The organism is Bradyrhizobium sp. CCBAU 11430, assembly GCF_028128855.1.
Lineage (GTDB): Bacteria > Pseudomonadota > Alphaproteobacteria > Rhizobiales > Xanthobacteraceae > Bradyrhizobium > Bradyrhizobium ottawaense.
In genome coordinates this window covers 1-16,148 of the sequence record NZ_LBJV01000007.1, presented here as the reverse complement: position 1 = coordinate 16,148, position 16,148 = coordinate 1, and the positions used below count along the sequence as shown (strand labels likewise).

Genomic DNA, 16,148 nt, shown 5'->3' with positions numbered 1-16,148 from the left:
ACATCAGAACTGGCCGGGCGGCAGCTTGAAGATGTCGGGGCTCTTGGCGTCGGCCACGTAGAACAGCAGCAGGCTGGTCGGGGTCAGCACACGCTGGTTGTTCTCCTTGTTCTCGAACGTGCCCTGGAGGAGCAGGATCACCGAGCGATCCCTGGCGTCGCTGCCGCGGAACATCACGATGCCGCCGGCGACGGGCATGTTGACCGCGATGGAGTCGGGCTTGAAGCCTTCACCCATGAAATGGGCGCGCAGGATGTTGGCGTTGGAGAACAGCTTCTCCGGCGTGATCGCTGCGTCAGTCGCCTTCGACCAGACCGCGCCGACCTGAATCAGCGACTTCGACTTGTAGCCGAACACGTAGGAGAGTTCGGCGGTGCCGCCGTTCGGCAGCAACTCCGGAACGGACAGCAGAATGCTGTGCGTCAGCTCGGACGCGTTGTCCTGTGACTTGATGGCGTCGGGCTTGGCGTTGAAATCCTTTGTCATCGCCGCGCGCACATCGGCCTCGTTCATGCCGAACTTGGCGGAGCGGAAACCGTCAATCGCCTTGATCTTGTCGTCCGCGGCCGGTGTCTCGGCCGAATTCGCCCCGGCGGCGACGGGCGTGCCGGCTGCAGCGGGGGCGCCGGCCGCAGCCGCTCTGGGTGCCGGCGCAGCCTTCTGCTTCGGTACGGCGCCCTGGGCCGCGAGCGGTCCGGCAGCAATGACGGTGAGCAGGCCGACGACGGCCGGAATGAGATAGATTTTGCGCATCGAGAACCTTCGAAACAACTTGAAACAACGCTTCAAAAATCGGCAGCTGCGAAATCGCCTTCCGCGAACCGTCGTCGCAACCGAGACGGAAAATGTTGCAACGCGAAGGCGTTACAAGGCGTCACGAAGGAGACAACGCTCGAAGCAGCGACTCTTTGGCAGCGTAGGAATACGGTATCGGGCTGCCAAACGCTGCGAATGAGCATTCATAAGCGCATTTTTTCATCAATTGTGGATGCCGGCCGTTCGCGCTAAGCATCCGCTCCGGGGCAAGCCATCATGCGAAGAGTTTCATGACCGAACGGCCTTCCGCTCTCGCGGTCGATCGCCGCGGGTTCATTCGCCTTGCGGGCGCAACCGCCGCGGGATGGGTCGCGCTCGGCGCAACGTCGGATCGCATGCGGATCGTCGGATCGCTGACCGCATTGCCGCTCGACGACGAGCTGACCCGGCGGAGCCTGATCGACAGCACGACCTCCCGCCTCGGTGGCCTCGTCGCCGGCTTGAGGCAGCGCGGCTGGGTCGAAGGCGTCAACTTCCGCCTCGAGCTCCGTTCGACCTTCGGCGCACCGGACCGGCTGAAGGCCGCGATTCAGGAATTGCTGGAGCTGAAGCCGGACGTGATCCTGACGGGGTCGACGGTCGAAACCGCGGCGGTCCTTGCCGCCACCAGGACCATCCCGATCGTCTTCGCGACCGCCAACGATCCCGTCGGCAATGGCTTCGTCGAAAGCCTTGCGCATCCCGGCGGCAACGTCACCGGCTTCACCAACAGCACCGCCGAGATGGGTGGCAAATGGCTGCAGCTGATCCGCGAGGCCGTGCCCGACCTTGCGCGCGTCGGTATCCTGTTCAACCCGGCGACCACCCCTCGCGGCGGGCGCTTCTTCCTCGACTCGATCGAGCAAGAGGCGGCCGAGTCCGGAGTGTCCGCAATCCCCGCCCCCGTCGACGCGCCGGCGGACATCGACGAAGCCGTCAGGCGCTTCTCCGAGCCGCCGAAGGCGGCGATGATTGCGCTGGTCGACAGCTTCCTGGTCGTCAACCGGAAGGCGGTCGTGGCGGCGGCCGCCAAGTATCGCGTGCCCACGATCTATCCGTTTCATTACTTCATGGACGCCGGCGGGTTGATGAGCTACGGGCCGACGCTGGAAGTGCGCTCGGCCGACTATGTCGATCTCATCCTGCGCGGCACCAAGGCCGGCGACCTGCCGGTGCAATCGCCGCGGAAATACGAGCTGCTGATCAACCGCACGGTCGCCCGCACGCTGGGATTGACCATACCATTCACGCTGCTCGCGCGCGCCGACGAGATCCGCGAGTGAACGAAACGGTCGACCAGGGACATTTGCGAACGCCTCCCGGCCGGCTGTTCCGCAAATATCTCTACTCGATCGTCGCCCTCGCCTTTGCCGCGCTCGCCATCAACACGGGCTTCGACGTCTGGTTCTCCTATCGCGAGCAGAAGCAGCTTCTGGCGGCGACCCAGCGCGAGCAGGCAGCGTCCGCGGCGATTCAGATCGGCCAATTCATCGGCCAGATCGAAAACCAGATCAGATGGCTCTCGCGCCTGCCGCCGGAGCTGTCGACCAACGAAGACGAACGCCTGAACGCCATCCGTCTCCTGCGCCTCTCCCCGGCGATCGCGGAAATCGCCGAGCTCGACTCGCACGGGCTTGAACAGATGCGTGTGTCCCGCCGTGTGGCAGACCGAATCGGCAGTAAAGCCGACCTCTCCGCCTCGCCCGCCTTTCGCGGAGCCAATGAAAGCCGGGCCTATTACGGGCCGGTCTACTTCTTCGGCGATACCGAACCCTTCATGACGCTCGCCACGCGGGGGATTGGCCGCAATCCCAATGTGATCGTCGCCGAGGTCAATTTGCGTTTCATTTGGGACCTCGTCGCCGGGATCAGGGTCGGCAACACCGGCAAGGCCTACGTGGTGGACCGCACGGGTATCTTGATCGCGCATCCCGATTTGTGGCGAGCCCTGCAACGCAGCGATCTCTCCGGCCATGCCGACGTCCGCGCCGCGCTCGACGGCGTGGGGCCGCCCTCCGGCGGCCTGATCAAGGAGGATCTGTCCGGCCAGCGCGTGCTGTCGACCTATGCGACGGTCCCCTCGCTCGGCTTGCTGGTGTTCGTCGAGCTGCCGCTCAGCGAGGCCTATGCGCCGATCTATGCGTCGATTGGCCGTTCGACCTTTCTCCTCGTCGTCCTGCTGGCCGGTGCGGTGCTGGTCTCTCTCTTTCTCAGCCGGCGCATGACGGGGCCGATCCAGCTGCTGACGCAGGGCGCACGGCGGATCGGGAGCGGCGATCTCGGCCTGCGGCTCGCGATCAAGACCGGCGACGAGCTGGAAGCGCTCGGCGACCAGTTCAACCGGATGGCCGCGCAACTGCGCTATTCCTACGCGACGCTGGAGCGCAAGGTGATCGAGCGCACCTCGGAGCTGGAGAAAGCGCGCGATCAGGCCCTTGCCGAGCACGATGCCGCCGAGCGCGCGCGCAGCGCGGCGGTGGCGGCCAATGAGACCAAATCGCGCTTCCTTGCCGTCGTCAGCCACGAGCTGCGCACGCCGCTGAACGGCGTCATGGGCGTGCTGCAGCTGCTCGACGACGGCAAACTCGGCGAGGCGCAGCGGCGCCACCTCACGACCGCGGCGGCATCGGGGGAGACGCTGATCGCGCTGGTCGATGCCATCCTGGAATATGCGCGCCTGGAGGCCAGCGCCGAAGCCCTGGAGCCGCGTAATTTCCACCTCGACCAGCTGATCGAAACGGCCGCCGACCTGATGCGGCCCCAGGCCTTCGGCAAGGGACTGACCTTCGACCTTGCCTGCGATGCCTCGGTCAGGACCTCGGTGCACGGCGATCCCGTCAGGCTCAATCGCATCCTGCTCAATTTGATCGGCAACGCCATCAAGTTCACGCCATCAGGCGCGATCGCCGTCAACGCAGCCGCCGAGCGCCATGATGGTCATGTCCTGCTGCGCGTGACCGTTCGCGACACCGGCATCGGCATCGCCCCCGACATGCATGAGCGGATTTTTGAGGATTTCGTGCAGGCGGACGACAGCATCGCGCGGCGGTTCGGCGGCACCGGCCTCGGACTCGCGATCGCGCGGCGTCTCAGCCGTTTGATGCGCGGCGAGCTGACGGTGGAGAGCACGCCGGGCACGGGTAGCACGTTCACACTCGAAGTGCCGCTCGATCCGGCCGTCAGCGGCATCGCCCAAGGTGCACTTCCGCCACCGTCGCGGCGCCTCCGCGTGCTGCTGGTCGACGACGACCCCATCAATTGCGAGGTCGGCGAAGCAATGCTGAATCGGCTCAGCCATCATGCCACGATCGCCAGAAACGGCGCCTCGGCCGTCGCGCTCGCCCGCGATCACGCGTTCGACGTCATCCTGATGGACCTGCACATGCCCGACATGGACGGCGTCGAGGCGGCGTCGCGGATCGGCAAGCTCGGTCTGCCGAGAATGCCGCGCATCATCGCCGTCACCGCGGACGTGTCCTCCAGCGCACGCGAGCGGCTCGCCGACGCAGGCATTGTCCAGATCGTCAGCAAGCCGATCCTGATCAACGCGTTGCGCGAGGCGATCGAGGACGATCCGGAGGTCGCGCCGGCAGCCGTGCAACTCGCCGCGGGCGCCTTGATCGACCGGCACTATCTCGACGACCAGAAGGAGCTGCTCGGCGCCGCGCAAATCACAAAGCTCCACCACTTGCTGGAGGAGACCAGCGAAAAGCTGATCGACGACATCACCAAGGCTGCCGCGACCGGCGACCATAAACAGCTCGCCCGACAGGCACATCAACTCGGCAGCGCCGCCGGAGCGCTCGGCCTCGTCCGCCTGTTCGAGCGCTGCCGCGAGATCGAGCTGGCGTCGCCTGCGATGTCGGCGCCTGAGTGCCAGAGCGCCGCGCGCGAGCTCGCTGCGCTGCGAGCAGCCTCGATGAGCGCGCTCGACGATCTGCTCCGGCCTGCCGAGCAGCGGTCGGTCAGCTAGATTTGTTCAGATCGAGCTCTTGGCGTTTTGCCCCCGAGCAGACCAAGACGGCTGAAATCGCACATTGACGTCTGCGAGCCCCCGGCGTTGAATGGTGTCTTCGATGTGGCGGAGGAGCTGCGGCGTCCCGTCGCCCGACAAGCGGTCGGTTAGCCGCTCCTGATCTTCGCCTTCGGGAAGTACAGTTTGGCTTCACCGACGCGCTGGGAGGTCGAGAGCCATGAGATTTCCGACCGCTCTATGGGTGTTCTCGTTGGCATTGCTCACCGCGGCGGGGGCGCGTGCGCAAATCCAGGAGGGCCCGCCAGCATGGGCCTACCCGGTCAACCCGCCCAATTTTCAACGCACGCCTGACGATGGCACGATCAGGCACGTTCCTGACAGCGCCGCCGGTTTTACGCTCACGCAAGTGCGCGATCTGTTCGCCGCGCCCGACTGGCATCCGGACGATCATCCACCAATGCCAGACATCGTGGTGAGGGGGAGAAAGCCAGAGGTGTTCGCGTGCGGCGTCTGCCACCGGGCAGACGGACCGGGCGGTCCTGAGAATGCCAGCCTATTTGGCCTCTCCGCGGAATACATCATTCAGCAAACGGCGGAGTTCAAGACGGGCCTGCGCACGAACTCTGCGCCTCGCGTCGCCACCGACCTGATGATCAAGTTGTCCAAAGCGGTGACAGATCAAGAACTCGCAGAGGCGGCAGCCTACTTCGCCTCCATCAAGCCGAGATCGAATATTGTCGTCGTTGAAGCCGAGGCGGTGCCAAAAACACAGGTGAGAGACCTGTTCCTTGCTCCGCTGGACGGCGCCGAGAAAGAGCCCATCGGCCAGCGCATCATCGAGATACCGGAAAACGTTGAACACTTTGTCAGCCGGGACTCGCGCGCTCGTTTCACCGCCTACGTCCCGGTGGGCAGCGTTCAGAAAGGACGGACGCTGGCAACGAACAGCGATCCGCGCGTCCAGTGCGGGACCTGTCACGGTGCTGACCTCAGCGGGACTGCCATCGCGCCGGGGCTTGCGTCCCGTTCGCCCACTTACATGTTCCGGCAGCTCTATGACTTCAAATCGGGTGCGCGGAAGGGCGCCAACAGCGAAGTCATGAAACCGGTTGTCGAGAATCTCGGCGTCGACGACATGATCGCACTGGTCGCCTTTTCAGCGTCGCTCAAGCACTGAAATTCTTCAGTTGCTGTGCAAGCCAGCCGGCGCGCTTGGCGCGATTCTTCAGCAGGTCGCCCGGACGGCAATGTGCCGCCGGCCGGGCCAACACGCCACCCAAGGAATCAACTTCCTTCGTGTGGGACCTGTGACCATTGCGCTGTCACGAACCGGACGTCTTAACGACGAGCTTTATGTTCAGCAGGTTGACGCCCTTGAATGGGTTCGGCGCGCTTTCGATTGTTCCCGTGCCCGTGGCGTTCGCATAGGCACCTGTGCCCGACAGGATGGTGTATTCGCCCGTCGATTTGCCGTCTTTGGCCGAACCGGTGTAGCGCGCGGTAATCGAGCCTTCCTCGAATGTGTACGTGCTGTAGCCGAAGAAGGGGCCCGACCCTTTGAGCAGGTCCGAAGTATTGACGAACTCTTTCACTCCGATACGGCCATCGTTGAAGACGGCGACCCCAAAGAATTTGCCAGACACAACCGTCTGTCCCTCGACGTTTGCGGCCTCTATGACCTTGAGGTCGATCGGCTTCGTAACCAGCTTGAACTCAAGCACCCGCTCACCGGCTACGGCTGTTGACGCCGCGACGGCCAATGCCACGCCAGAAAGGAAAAGGGTGAGAGACTTCCGCATAGCTTCCTCCTGCGCTTGTTGAAATCAAGTCGAGAAGTGTGAGCTACTCATCGTGCCCGGCTCTTCGCGGTGGCACGGAAGAGAGCCCTCGGAACGCCCCGACAGCGGTTGAACTCTTTCTGTCCTGAGGCGCGAAGTCGGGACGCTAATATGAGTCCCAAGGCGCGGGAAGAAAGTTCAACTTTCCGGTGCGGTATAATCGTATCAAGCCACTGCGCGGACTCTCAGCAAAGGCACAACCATCATGGCCTTTGCTGGTAGCCGGACTTCATCCAGTCGTTCGCGGGGAGAGCAATTCCGAGGAATCACTGTCAGCAACGTTGACAATAGAAGAACCCTTGCCGCTCACCCTTTCAAAGGAAATCCCCCGACTGCCGTGTAGCTCGCCTTCTTGACTCATCGCGAGAGATCGCTGCGAGCCGTTGCCCGGGCAGAGTCATGGCTTCCCGACCCAGCCTCAGCCCCCCTGCGCGCCGACTTCTTCATCGCGGCCAAACCGCTCAACGAGAAAGTCGATGAAGAGCCTGACCTTCACCGACAGGTGCCGCGTCGGCGGATAGACCGCATAGAGCGCGAGCGGCGGCGCAAAATAGTCTTCCAGGACGGCGCGCAGCTTGCCTGTCCGCAACGCGTCGGCAGCGATGAACTCCGGCAGCAGCGCGAGCCCCCTGCCCTTGATCGCGACGTCGCGCAGCACCTCGGCATTGTTCACGCACAGCGACCAGGCCGGCTGGATCCAGTGATCGCCGTCGGCGCCTGTAAGCTTCCACTGATTACCGGTGAGCAGGTAGCCGTAGGTCAGCGAGGCGTGCTCGCGCAGATCCTGCGGGTGCTTTGGCGTGCCGTGACGTGCGAGATAATCCGGCGAAGCGCAGATCATGCGCGCCACCGGCATGATTTTTCGCGCGATCAGGCTCGACGATTCCAGTTCCGCGATCCGCAAGGTCACGTCAAAGCCGTCCTGGACGGGATCGAGCAGGTCGTCACTGAGCACGATCTGGAGCTGGAGCTCGCCATAGCGCGCCATGAAATCGGCGAGCACGGGCCCGAGTCGCATCGTGCCGAACGACATCGGCGCGTTGACGCGCAACAATCCGCGCGGCGCCGAATGGGCCTGCGTCACCGCCTGGTCGGCCGCCTCGATCTCCGAGAGGATGACGAGCGCGCGTTCGAAATAGCGCTGGCCGTTCTCGGTCGGGCTCGCATGCCGTGTGGTCCGGTTCAACAGCTGGACGCCGAGGCTCTCCTCGAGGTCGGCGATGTACTTGCTGATCGCCGAGCGCGACAGCCGCAGCTGCCGGCCCGCTTCCGCAAAGCTGCCGCTTTCGACCACCTTCACGAAGGCCCGGAGACTGCCAAGCTTATCCAAGAGCTGCACCCGCCGATTGTTTCCAAATCGTAGACATAGCCGTCATATTTGCATGGATTGTCTCCAATCCAAAGCGGAACGATATTTCCGGCCAGAGCAAGACGCTCCCCGAACCCTGGAGGACGACAATGTCTGGACTGCACCATGTCACCGCGATCGCCGGCGACCCCATCAGGAATTTCGGCTTCTACACCCGGGATCTCGGCCTGCGCTTCGTCAAGAAGACGGTCAATTTCGATGATCCCGGCACCTATCACTTCTATTATGGCGACGAGACCGGCCGCCCCGGCACCATCCTGACCTTCTTTCCGTGGGCGGGCGTTCCGGCCGGGCGCCGCGGCGTCGGCGAAACTCATCAGACCGCCTTCCGCGTGCCGCAGCGCTCGCTCGGCTACTGGACCCAGCGTTTCACCGAGAAGGGCATTGCCTACGAGGCGCTGGAGAAGCGCTTCGGCGAATCCGTGCTGCCGTTCACCGATCCCGATGGCATGGCGCTGGCGCTGGTCGGCATTCCCGGCGCCGAGAGCGAGCCCGGCTGGAGCAACGGCGACGTGCCGGCCGAGCACGCGATCCGCGGTTTCCATGGCGTGACCTTGCTGCTCGACAGCGCGGCGAAGACGGCCGCTGTCCTCACCGACGTGTTCGGCTTCAAGGAGACCGGCCGTGAAGGCTCGGTGATCCGCTTCAAGGCGCCCGGCGATGTCGAGGGCAGCGTTGTCGACATCTACGAGGCCAAGGGCTTTTTGCGCGGCCATCAGGGCGGCGGCTCGGTGCATCACATCGCGTTCCGCGCGGCTGACGATGCCGAGCAGGGCAAGATGGCGCAAAAGCTCGTGAGCAATCACGGCCTGCATCCGACCGAGCAGAGGGACCGCAACTACTTCCGCTCGATCTACTTCCGCGAGCCCGGCGGCGTGCTGTTCGAGATCGCGACCGACATCCCCGGCTTCGCCGTCGACGAACCCGTCGCGACGCTGGGACGTGACCTCAAGCTGCCTGTTTTCCTCGAAGCGCAGCGCAAGCAGATCGAGGGTGTTCTGCCGAATCTGGAAGAGACCGTGTCATGACCGAGACTGAATTCATCCATCGTTTCGAGCCCGCGGCCAGCGCGGGCTCCCCTCCGCTCCTCCTGTTGCACGGCACCGGCGGCGACGAGAACGACCTGCTCGGGCTCGGCAAGATGATCTCGCCGGGGTCCGCCCTGCTCTCGCCGCGCGGCCGCGTGCTCGAGCACGGCATGCCGCGCTTCTTCCGCCGTCTCGCCGAAGGTGTGTTCGACGAGGACGACGTCCGCCGCCGCGCGAACGAGCTCGGCGAGTTCGTCAACGCGGCGCGGCAGCGCTACGGCATCGCCGCGCCGGTCGCCGTCGGCTTCTCCAATGGCGCCAACATCGCAGCCGCGCTGTTGCTGCTGAAGCCGGAGGTTCTGGCCGGCGCGATCCTGCTGCGCGCCATGGTGCCGCTGTCGGATCCGCCCAGAGCCGATCTTGCAGGCAAGCCAGTCCTGCTGCTGTCCGGGGAGGCTGATCCGATCGTGCCGGCCAGCAATTCGGCCAAGCTTGCGGCTCTGCTCTCGCAAGCAGGCGCGAGCGCGACCCACAGGGTCCTGCCGGCGGGCCATCAATTGTCGCAAGCCGATTTGACGCTCGCCCGCGACTGGATCGGCAGCGTCGACGCCAAGGCAGCATGACCGAGCGAGGGGCGCATCGTTTCCAAACGGTGCGCCGCCGCCTTCACTCGAACGGCCCGTCGTAGGTCGCACCCATACGGCCTTGATCGCGCCGAAGGGATGCTCGACTGTCTCGCGTCGCGTCCGCATGGAGTCTGGAGTGGAATCGAGCCGCCTCTGAACTCTCAACAAGTGAGCATTTCGCTACTGGCAAACGCATTGCCTACGCGGTGGGCGTCGCGCCATGCGCTGAGTGCGATGGTACACCCCTTACGAAGTCTATGAATGCGCGCAACGGCGCCGGCACGAGACGTCGACCAGGATAGTAGAGAAAGGGCCCCGAAAAGCTCTGCCACCAGGGTTCGAGGACCGGCTCGAGCTGACCACTGGCGAGATGGGGACGAAGCCAGTCCTCGAAGAGGGTGACAATGCCGGTACCGGCGATGGCGGCGGCAACGGCGAGATCTGTCGCCGCCCCGACGCTGACCAGCAGCGGTCCTTTGGGTTCGACGCGAACGATTTCGCCCTCCCGTTCAAACTCCCACGGAGCCACCATCGCGCCGGACGAAAGACGACTGCCAAGGCAAGCGTGGTCGACAAGCTCGCGAGGATGATTGGGCCGGCCGTAGCGATCCAGGTAATTTGGAGAGGCAGCGGTTGCAAAGCGCTGAACGCGAGGACCGATTGGAATCGCCATCATGTCCTGCTCCAGACGCTCGTCGTATCGGATGCCAGCATCACAACCAGCGGCCAGAACGTCGATAAAGTTATTCTCCGCAATCACTTCCAGCCGGATGTCAGGATAAGCGGCGAGAAAGGGCGGCGCGATGGTGGGCAGCACGAGGCGTGCCGCACTGACCGGTACGTTCAGACGCAGGGTACCTGCTGGCCTGTTGCGGGAGCTGTTGACGACGTCGACGGCAGCTTCCACCTCGGCGAATGCTGGCCCGAGCCGCTCGAGGAGACGTTGACCTGCCTCAGTGGGCGCCACGGTTCGCGTCGTCCGGTTCAACAATCTGACGCCGAGTTGCGCTTCCAGCCTGGTTACCGCTTCGCTGAGTCCTGACGCACTCGCCCCGCTCGACCGAGCTCCGTCCCGAAAGCCTCCGGCCCGCGCGACGGTCACAAAAGCGTTCAGTTCACCCAGATCGACTTTCACTGTTCGCTTCTCCGAACAACCCGTTCGGATTGTACCCGGTTATCGAGCGCGCGGGCAACGTCTACCTACCGGCCATTGGTTCTTATGGAGATGACCTATGCCCAACACCGACCTAACTGCCAGCTTTGACCTCGGAGACCGCCGCGTGAAGCGGCTTGGCTACGGTGCCATGCAGCTTGCAGGCCCGCACGTGTTCGGTCCGCCCAGGGATCGCGCCGCCGCGTTGGCTGTGCTGCGAGCGGCCATCGCGTCCGGCGTGAACCATATCGACACAGCCGACTTCTACGGCCCGCATGTCACAAACCAGTTGATCCGTGAGGCGCTGCACCCCTACCCCAAGGATCTCGTCATCGACACCAAAATCGGGGCTCGGCGTGGCGCGGACGCCTCATGGAATCCGGCCTTCTCGCGCGAAGAGCTCACCCAGGCGGTCCACGACAATCTGAAAAATCTCGGGGTCGACGCACTCGATGTCGTCAACTTTCGCGTCATGATCGACCGGCATGGCCCGGCCGAGGGCTCGATCGAAGCGCCGCTGAACGTCTTGGCCGATCTCCAACGTCAGGGCCTGATAAGGCATATTGGGCTGAGCAACGTGACCGCCACGCAGGTCGCGGAAGGACGCAAGATTTGCAAGATCGTCTGCGTGCAGAACCAATACAATCTGGCCCACAGGTCTGACGACTCCTTGATCGACGACCTTGCCCGGGACGGCACTGCCTACGTGCCGTTCTTTCCGCTCGGCGGGTTCACCCCCCTGCAATCGTCCACTCTAACCGATGTCGCTGCTCGCCTCGGTGCAACGCCCATGCAGGTCGCGCTTGCTTGGCTACTTCGTCGCTCACCTAACATCCTCCTTATCCCCGGCACTTCGTCCGTCGCGCATCTGCGCGAGAATCTCGCCGCGGCCGAACTCGATTTGCCGGATGATGCGATCGATGAGCTGAATGGCCTTGCCAGGAGCCCCGGTTGAGACGGTCTCCGGGCGTAGCATGGGACAGTGCTGCCTCATGCCAAATGGGGGCCGACCGTATGAAACTGGAAACGCTCAAGGACATCGGACGTCGCCATGCCCTCAAGACCCTGGCCGGCGCCGAGGTTGGGGGTATGGCGCTGCGGCGGTTGGCGCAGCCGCTGCGGCCGGTGCTTACGGCTACTACAACTCCGGCTGCGACGATGACAGCTACGGACAGTATATTTGTCCGGGGCGCAATACACTTACCGGAATTGATCAGCCAAAGTTTAGGACGGCGGTTCGAAGCCGCCGTACTCATGCCTCGGCCAGAGCGCCGCTTCGTCAGCGGCCATCGTGAGTTTGTAAGATGGCCAAGATGCCCACCGCGTGGCGGCGTCTACAATCTGAGACTGGGACCTGAGTTGCAGCTTTTGCAGCAGCCGCTTCCGCTGTTCGCCAACTTGATCAACTCTTCCGCCGATCTGAACCGCAATGGTGTGCTGAACTCGGGGAGCAACAGCCGATAATGCTCCTTCCGTCACCGCGAGACTGTTCACTTTTGGCCACAGCCGCCATCGCTGATGCAATTCGCTTATGCGCAGCAAGTGCGGGACGAACCGATCATAATTCGATAGAAACAGTCATATGACCGACCAAACTGCTGACGTCCAGGCTGCTATGCAGTATTTGACCTGGGCACTGGAAAAGATCGAAACGATGGGCAACCAGAAAGCAGCCCACCACGCCCGTATAGCCTTAGAGGCGCTGCGCAAGGGTTCAGCTGGTAAGACTGAATAATCAGCTTCGGCCTGGCACAGCAAGCCCGCTTCGGGTCAGAAGCGGTCGTCCAAGCGCGGAAGCGGTAGCGCTGCTGGGCGGCCAAGAGTGCAACCCGCGTCTCGCCCCGCCGCGGGCGGAGCGAGATCGTTGCGCCCAAACCAACTCGCTCAGATGAGGAAGTCGGTCTGGTGCAGGCTCGCCGTTTGCACGCCGTCGAGCGTGATGGTATCGCTCGCCGACAGATGAATCACGGCGTCGCCGGCGGCATTGTCGCTGATCAGGCTCGACAGCGCCGCCCAATCCGCGAACCCGTAATCGTGCACATTGATCAAATCATGTTCGGTCACGGTGCTGCCGACCGCCTTGTTGCCCTGGTCGAAATCAGTGATCAGGTCATTGCCGGAGCCGGCGTTGAAGACGAAGGTGTCGCTGTTTCCTCCGCCCGAAAGCTGGTCATCGCCGGTGCCGCCGTTGAGGATATCCCTGCCGCCGGTGATCGAGCCCGGCGTCGCGGGGGCATAGACCTTCGCATCACCATACAGGAAATCATTGGTTGTCCCGCCCATGAGAATATCGTTACCGCCATGGGCATTGCCGGACATGGTCGGCGCATCACCGTAGAGCGAAGGGTGCGTAAGGTGGAGGGTGTCGGGGCTATCGGCCTTGAGCGTGAGAATGTCATCGCCCCCCTCGGCATTGTCGGTCAGCGAGGTCGCGGAATCTCCGTAGCCAAATCCACCGGTCCAGACGATGTCGGTGCCGAAGGTGAAGGTGATATTGTCGTTGCCGCCATGCGCATCACCGCTGATGGCGCCGATGGCGTCGCCGCTGGCTACCGCTGAGCCCTCCCTGGTGATCACGCTGATGTCGAGCGTGTCATTGCCGCCCTTCGCCGTGCCGCTCATGGAACCACCGGCATCGCCAGCATACACATTGTCGTAGTCTCGCCAACCCACCGCGCCGGTGATGGTGTCACTGCCGCCGTGCGAATTGCCCGACATGTCGCCGGCGACGTCGCCGAAAGCATGCACGTTGGTGTACATCGAGTCGGCCAGGACATTGATGGTGTCGTTGCCGCCGCGGGCGTCGTCAGTCATCGCCTGGGCATCGCCGGCCACGAGGGCTTCGTTCCAGCCGTAGTTGAAGTTGACCGTGAGCGAGTCGTTGCCGCCGTGGGACTGGCCATGCAGCGTCGTGCTGTCGTCGCCAAAGATCGTGACGTCTGCTTCGGGCTGGCTGATGGTCGCCGTCACGGTGTCGTTGCCACCCCAGGCGTCCGCGGTGGTCGGGAAGTTCGGATCGCCGTCGATGGTTTCGATTTGACCAAACTGGTCCAGCGTGACGTCGTAGGTATCGTTCGGCAGATGCTGCATGGCGTAACTCCCATTTCATTGTCGGAAACGGGCCTGACGCGTGCAGAATTTTCTTGCAAGACGCGTTGTTGACCACGCTTCACCGGCAGCGAATCTACCTTTGGTAGATGGCAGAGATTTGCAGGAATTCGGGAGAGAGTTTGATTGGGCGCATGGAACCGCGCTGACACCGCGAGGAACCTCGCCGCAGGTTGCGCATCCGTGAAACTCTGATGACCTGCAAAAGCGCGCTGGCGCACGCGAGCATGTCTGCCTGCTACGGCACCAGGCGGAACTTGCCTCCGTCCACCGTGATCAGGAAGGCGGAGCGCTCGTCGTACCCGTTGTGGTCGGTCGGGCTCATCGTCGACAGGGCGTTGTCGAGATCGTGGTTTGCCCGACGGGTCAATGTCCAGCGCATTGTGCCAACCATCGAAGTTCGCAACGCGCAAGCTATTGAAATCCCCAGCTGCTGTGCATGGGGTTGTTTTTCGGGCTCTTGTTTTGGACGTGCCAAACGATTGGCCTCTCCCAATGGGGAGAGGCCAGATTGAAACGACAGGCTCGACTCGATCGAGCGCTCCTACTCCCAAGACCACGTCGAGAAATCGTTCTCGTATTGCGGGACGTCCTTCCAGACGCCCTTCAACTTCTTGTTGGTGATGGTGATGAGCTGCGGCTGGTACAGGTAGGCGGAGACGGCGTCGGTCGCGAGCATACGCTGGGCGTCGCCGAGCAGTTTTGCGCGGGCGGCCTCGTCCGGCGTCGATACGATCTGTTTGTAAAGTGCGTTGAACGCCTCGTTGTTGTAGCCGAGATAGTAGTCCGCCTCGGTGATCTTGACGAGATCGAACGGCTCGACATGGCTGATGATGGTGAGATCGAAATTGTGCGGACCGTTGCCGGCGAACACCTGCGACAGCCATTGCGCCCATTCGACGTTCTCGATCTTGGCGACGATGCCGACCTTGGCGAGCTGGGCCGCGGCGATCTCGCCGCCCTGCCGCGCATAGGACGGCGGCGGCAGCTTGAGCGACAATTCGAGCGGCGTGGTGACGCCGGCTTCAGTGAGCAGCTTCTTGGCCTTCTCGGGGTCGTAGGGATTGATGCCGGTGGTGTCGACATAGCCGAGCGCCCCCGGCACATAGAAGCTGCCTATCGGCGTGCCGAAACCGTCGACGGCGCCGTCGATCATGGCCTTGCGGTCGATCGCGGCGAGGATGGCGCGGCGGACGCGGACGTCGTCCAGCGGCTTCTTGCGGTGGTTGATCGCGACGATGGTCTTGGCCCTGGAGCCGCCGACCAATACCGTGAAGCGCGGATCGGCCTTGAACTGGGCAATGGTGCGCTGGGCCGAGACGCGCGGGAACGCATCGACGTCGCCCGAAAGCAGCGCCGCGGTCTGCGCGGCCGGATCGGAGACGAAGCGGATCGTCACCTTGGAGAGCTTGACCGCGGCGGCGTTGCGGTAGTCTGCCCATTTGGTCAAGGTGATTGAGGAGCCCTTGGCCCAGGCACCGAGCTGATAGGGCCCGGTGCCGACCGGCTGCGTGACGTTGGTGGCAGCGCTCTTCGGCTCGACAATCGAGCCGCCCGCCTGACCCAGCAGGAACGGCAGGTTCGGCTCGCCGTATTTCAAGGTGATCACGACCGTGTCGGCATCGGGCGCCTCGACCTTCTCGAAGGCCTGGTAGAGGCTCTTGTCCTTGTTGGTGCTGTTCGGCGCGGCGTTGCGCTCGAACGAGAACTTCACCGCGGCGGAATCGAACGCCTCGCCGTTGTGGAATTTGACGCCCTTGCGCAGCTTGAACGTATAGGTCTTCAGATCAGGCGAAGCGGTCCAGCTCTCCGCCAGCAAGGGCGAAACGGAGCCGTCCTCGTTGATCTTGGTCAGGGTCTCGTAGATGTTGTAGAGCGTGACCTCTGCGATCGCGGCAGCGGCCGCATTGGTCGGATCGAGCCCCGGCGGCTCCAGCGCCATCGCCATGACGACGCTGTCCTTCTTGCTCTGCGCAAGCACCGGCAAAGGCGTTGCGACCAACGCGGCGGCAAATGCAACGATCGACAATTTCCTGAACATGCGTAACTCCCCGGCCAGTTCTGTTCTAAGCCTACGCCAATCCTGCTCCGGACACTAACCTTCCATGGCCGCCTGCGGCAACGCCATCACAGCCTCGGCCTTGTGGCAGGCGGCAAGGTGCCCCTCGCCCACCTTGCGTAACTCAGGCATGGCCTCGCGGCAATGCTGGTCGGCGAGCGGACAGCGCGCGACATAGGGGCATCCGGTCGCGGCC

The 16,148-nt window shown here is 63.5% G+C and carries 15 protein-coding genes and 1 pseudogene; 8 read left to right on the top strand and 8 right to left on the bottom strand.

All coding sequences use genetic code 11. The features are described from left to right. Positions 1-3 precede the first annotated feature (3 nt). On the bottom strand, positions 4-753 hold the full coding sequence (locus tag XI04_RS04965; RefSeq protein WP_028142430.1) for a hypothetical protein: 750 nt from the start codon (positions 751-753) through the stop codon (positions 4-6). Positions 754-1,046: 293 nt separating this feature from the next. Here XI04_RS04965 and XI04_RS04960 point away from each other — a divergent pair, with 293 nt between their 5' ends. The 3 genes from XI04_RS04960 (at position 1,047) to XI04_RS04950 (ending at position 5,948) form a co-directional block, all read left to right on the top strand. After that, positions 1,047-2,078, top strand: a complete 1,032-nt coding sequence (locus XI04_RS04960; protein ID WP_152103223.1) for an ABC transporter substrate-binding protein — start codon at positions 1,047-1,049, stop codon at positions 2,076-2,078. Continuing rightward, positions 2,075-4,768: a hybrid sensor histidine kinase/response regulator gene (locus tag XI04_RS04955; RefSeq protein WP_152103224.1), complete on the top strand. Its 2,694-nt coding sequence runs from the start codon at positions 2,075-2,077 to the stop codon at positions 4,766-4,768. The genes XI04_RS04960 and XI04_RS04955 overlap by 4 nt, the downstream gene beginning before the upstream one ends. A gap of 220 nt (positions 4,769-4,988) precedes the next feature. After that, positions 4,989-5,948, top strand: coding sequence for a c-type cytochrome (locus XI04_RS04950; protein ID WP_244625826.1), 960 nt, complete (start codon positions 4,989-4,991; stop codon positions 5,946-5,948). 145 nt (positions 5,949-6,093) lie between these two features. On the opposite strand, the gene XI04_RS04945 is transcribed toward XI04_RS04950, so the two are convergent. Together XI04_RS04945 and XI04_RS04940 are read right to left on the bottom strand one after the other, a co-directional pair. Next, positions 6,094-6,570 carry a hypothetical protein gene (locus XI04_RS04945; protein ID WP_028142426.1) on the bottom strand — a complete coding sequence of 159 codons (477 nt, stop codon included), beginning with the start codon at positions 6,568-6,570 and terminating at the stop codon, positions 6,094-6,096. A gap of 457 nt (positions 6,571-7,027) precedes the next feature. After that, positions 7,028-7,939, bottom strand: a complete 912-nt coding sequence (locus XI04_RS04940) for a LysR family transcriptional regulator (RefSeq protein ID WP_173015962.1) — start codon at positions 7,937-7,939, stop codon at positions 7,028-7,030. 128 nt (positions 7,940-8,067) lie between these two features. Here XI04_RS04940 and XI04_RS04935 point away from each other — a divergent pair, with 128 nt between their 5' ends. Both XI04_RS04935 and XI04_RS04930 read left to right on the top strand, forming a co-directional pair. Next, on the top strand, positions 8,068-9,006 hold the full coding sequence (locus XI04_RS04935) for a ring-cleaving dioxygenase (RefSeq protein WP_028142425.1): 939 nt from the start codon (positions 8,068-8,070) through the stop codon (positions 9,004-9,006). Then, positions 9,003-9,629 (top strand): alpha/beta hydrolase, encoded by a 627-nt coding sequence (locus XI04_RS04930; RefSeq protein ID WP_038970551.1) that lies wholly within the window; start codon positions 9,003-9,005, stop codon positions 9,627-9,629. Before XI04_RS04935 ends, XI04_RS04930 begins: the two co-directional genes overlap by 4 nt. Positions 9,630-9,831: 202 nt before the next feature. Here XI04_RS04930 and XI04_RS04925 read toward each other — a convergent pair whose 3' ends face one another. Beyond that, positions 9,832-10,767, bottom strand: a complete 936-nt coding sequence (locus tag XI04_RS04925; protein WP_083859290.1) for a LysR family transcriptional regulator — start codon at positions 10,765-10,767, stop codon at positions 9,832-9,834. Positions 10,768-10,864: 97 nt separating this feature from the next. Between XI04_RS04925 and XI04_RS04920 the strand changes: the two genes are divergently transcribed. From XI04_RS04920 to XI04_RS04910, 3 genes are all read left to right on the top strand, one after another. Beyond that, the gene (locus tag XI04_RS04920) at positions 10,865-11,740 is read left to right on the top strand and encodes an aldo/keto reductase family oxidoreductase (RefSeq protein ID WP_038970553.1); all 876 of its coding nucleotides are present in this window, start codon (positions 10,865-10,867) and stop codon (positions 11,738-11,740) included. Between the two features lie 59 nt (positions 11,741-11,799). After that, a complete protein-coding gene (locus XI04_RS04915; protein ID WP_157158788.1) occupies positions 11,800-12,249 on the top strand; it encodes a hypothetical protein in 450 nt (149 codons plus the stop codon). A 118-nt stretch (positions 12,250-12,367) separates the two neighbouring features. Beyond that, a complete protein-coding gene (locus XI04_RS04910; protein WP_173015868.1) occupies positions 12,368-12,520 on the top strand; it encodes a hypothetical protein in 153 nt (50 codons plus the stop codon). A gap of 149 nt (positions 12,521-12,669) precedes the next feature. On the opposite strand, the gene XI04_RS04905 is transcribed toward XI04_RS04910, so the two are convergent. From XI04_RS04905 to XI04_RS04890, 4 genes and pseudogenes are all read right to left on the bottom strand, one after another. Next, positions 12,670-13,875 (bottom strand): calcium-binding protein, encoded by a 1,206-nt coding sequence (locus tag XI04_RS04905; protein ID WP_038970555.1) that lies wholly within the window; start codon positions 13,873-13,875, stop codon positions 12,670-12,672. Between the two features lie 256 nt (positions 13,876-14,131). Further along, positions 14,132-14,263 (bottom strand): hypothetical protein, encoded by a 132-nt coding sequence (locus XI04_RS04900; protein ID WP_271608169.1) that lies wholly within the window; start codon positions 14,261-14,263, stop codon positions 14,132-14,134. A gap of 174 nt (positions 14,264-14,437) precedes the next feature. Further along, positions 14,438-15,934 carry an ABC transporter substrate-binding protein gene (locus XI04_RS04895; RefSeq protein WP_028142421.1) on the bottom strand — a complete coding sequence of 499 codons (1,497 nt, stop codon included), beginning with the start codon at positions 15,932-15,934 and terminating at the stop codon, positions 14,438-14,440. 54 nt (positions 15,935-15,988) lie between these two features. After that, a pseudogene (locus XI04_RS04890) lies at positions 15,989-16,148 on the bottom strand (peptide ABC transporter ATP-binding protein); the annotation flags it as partial.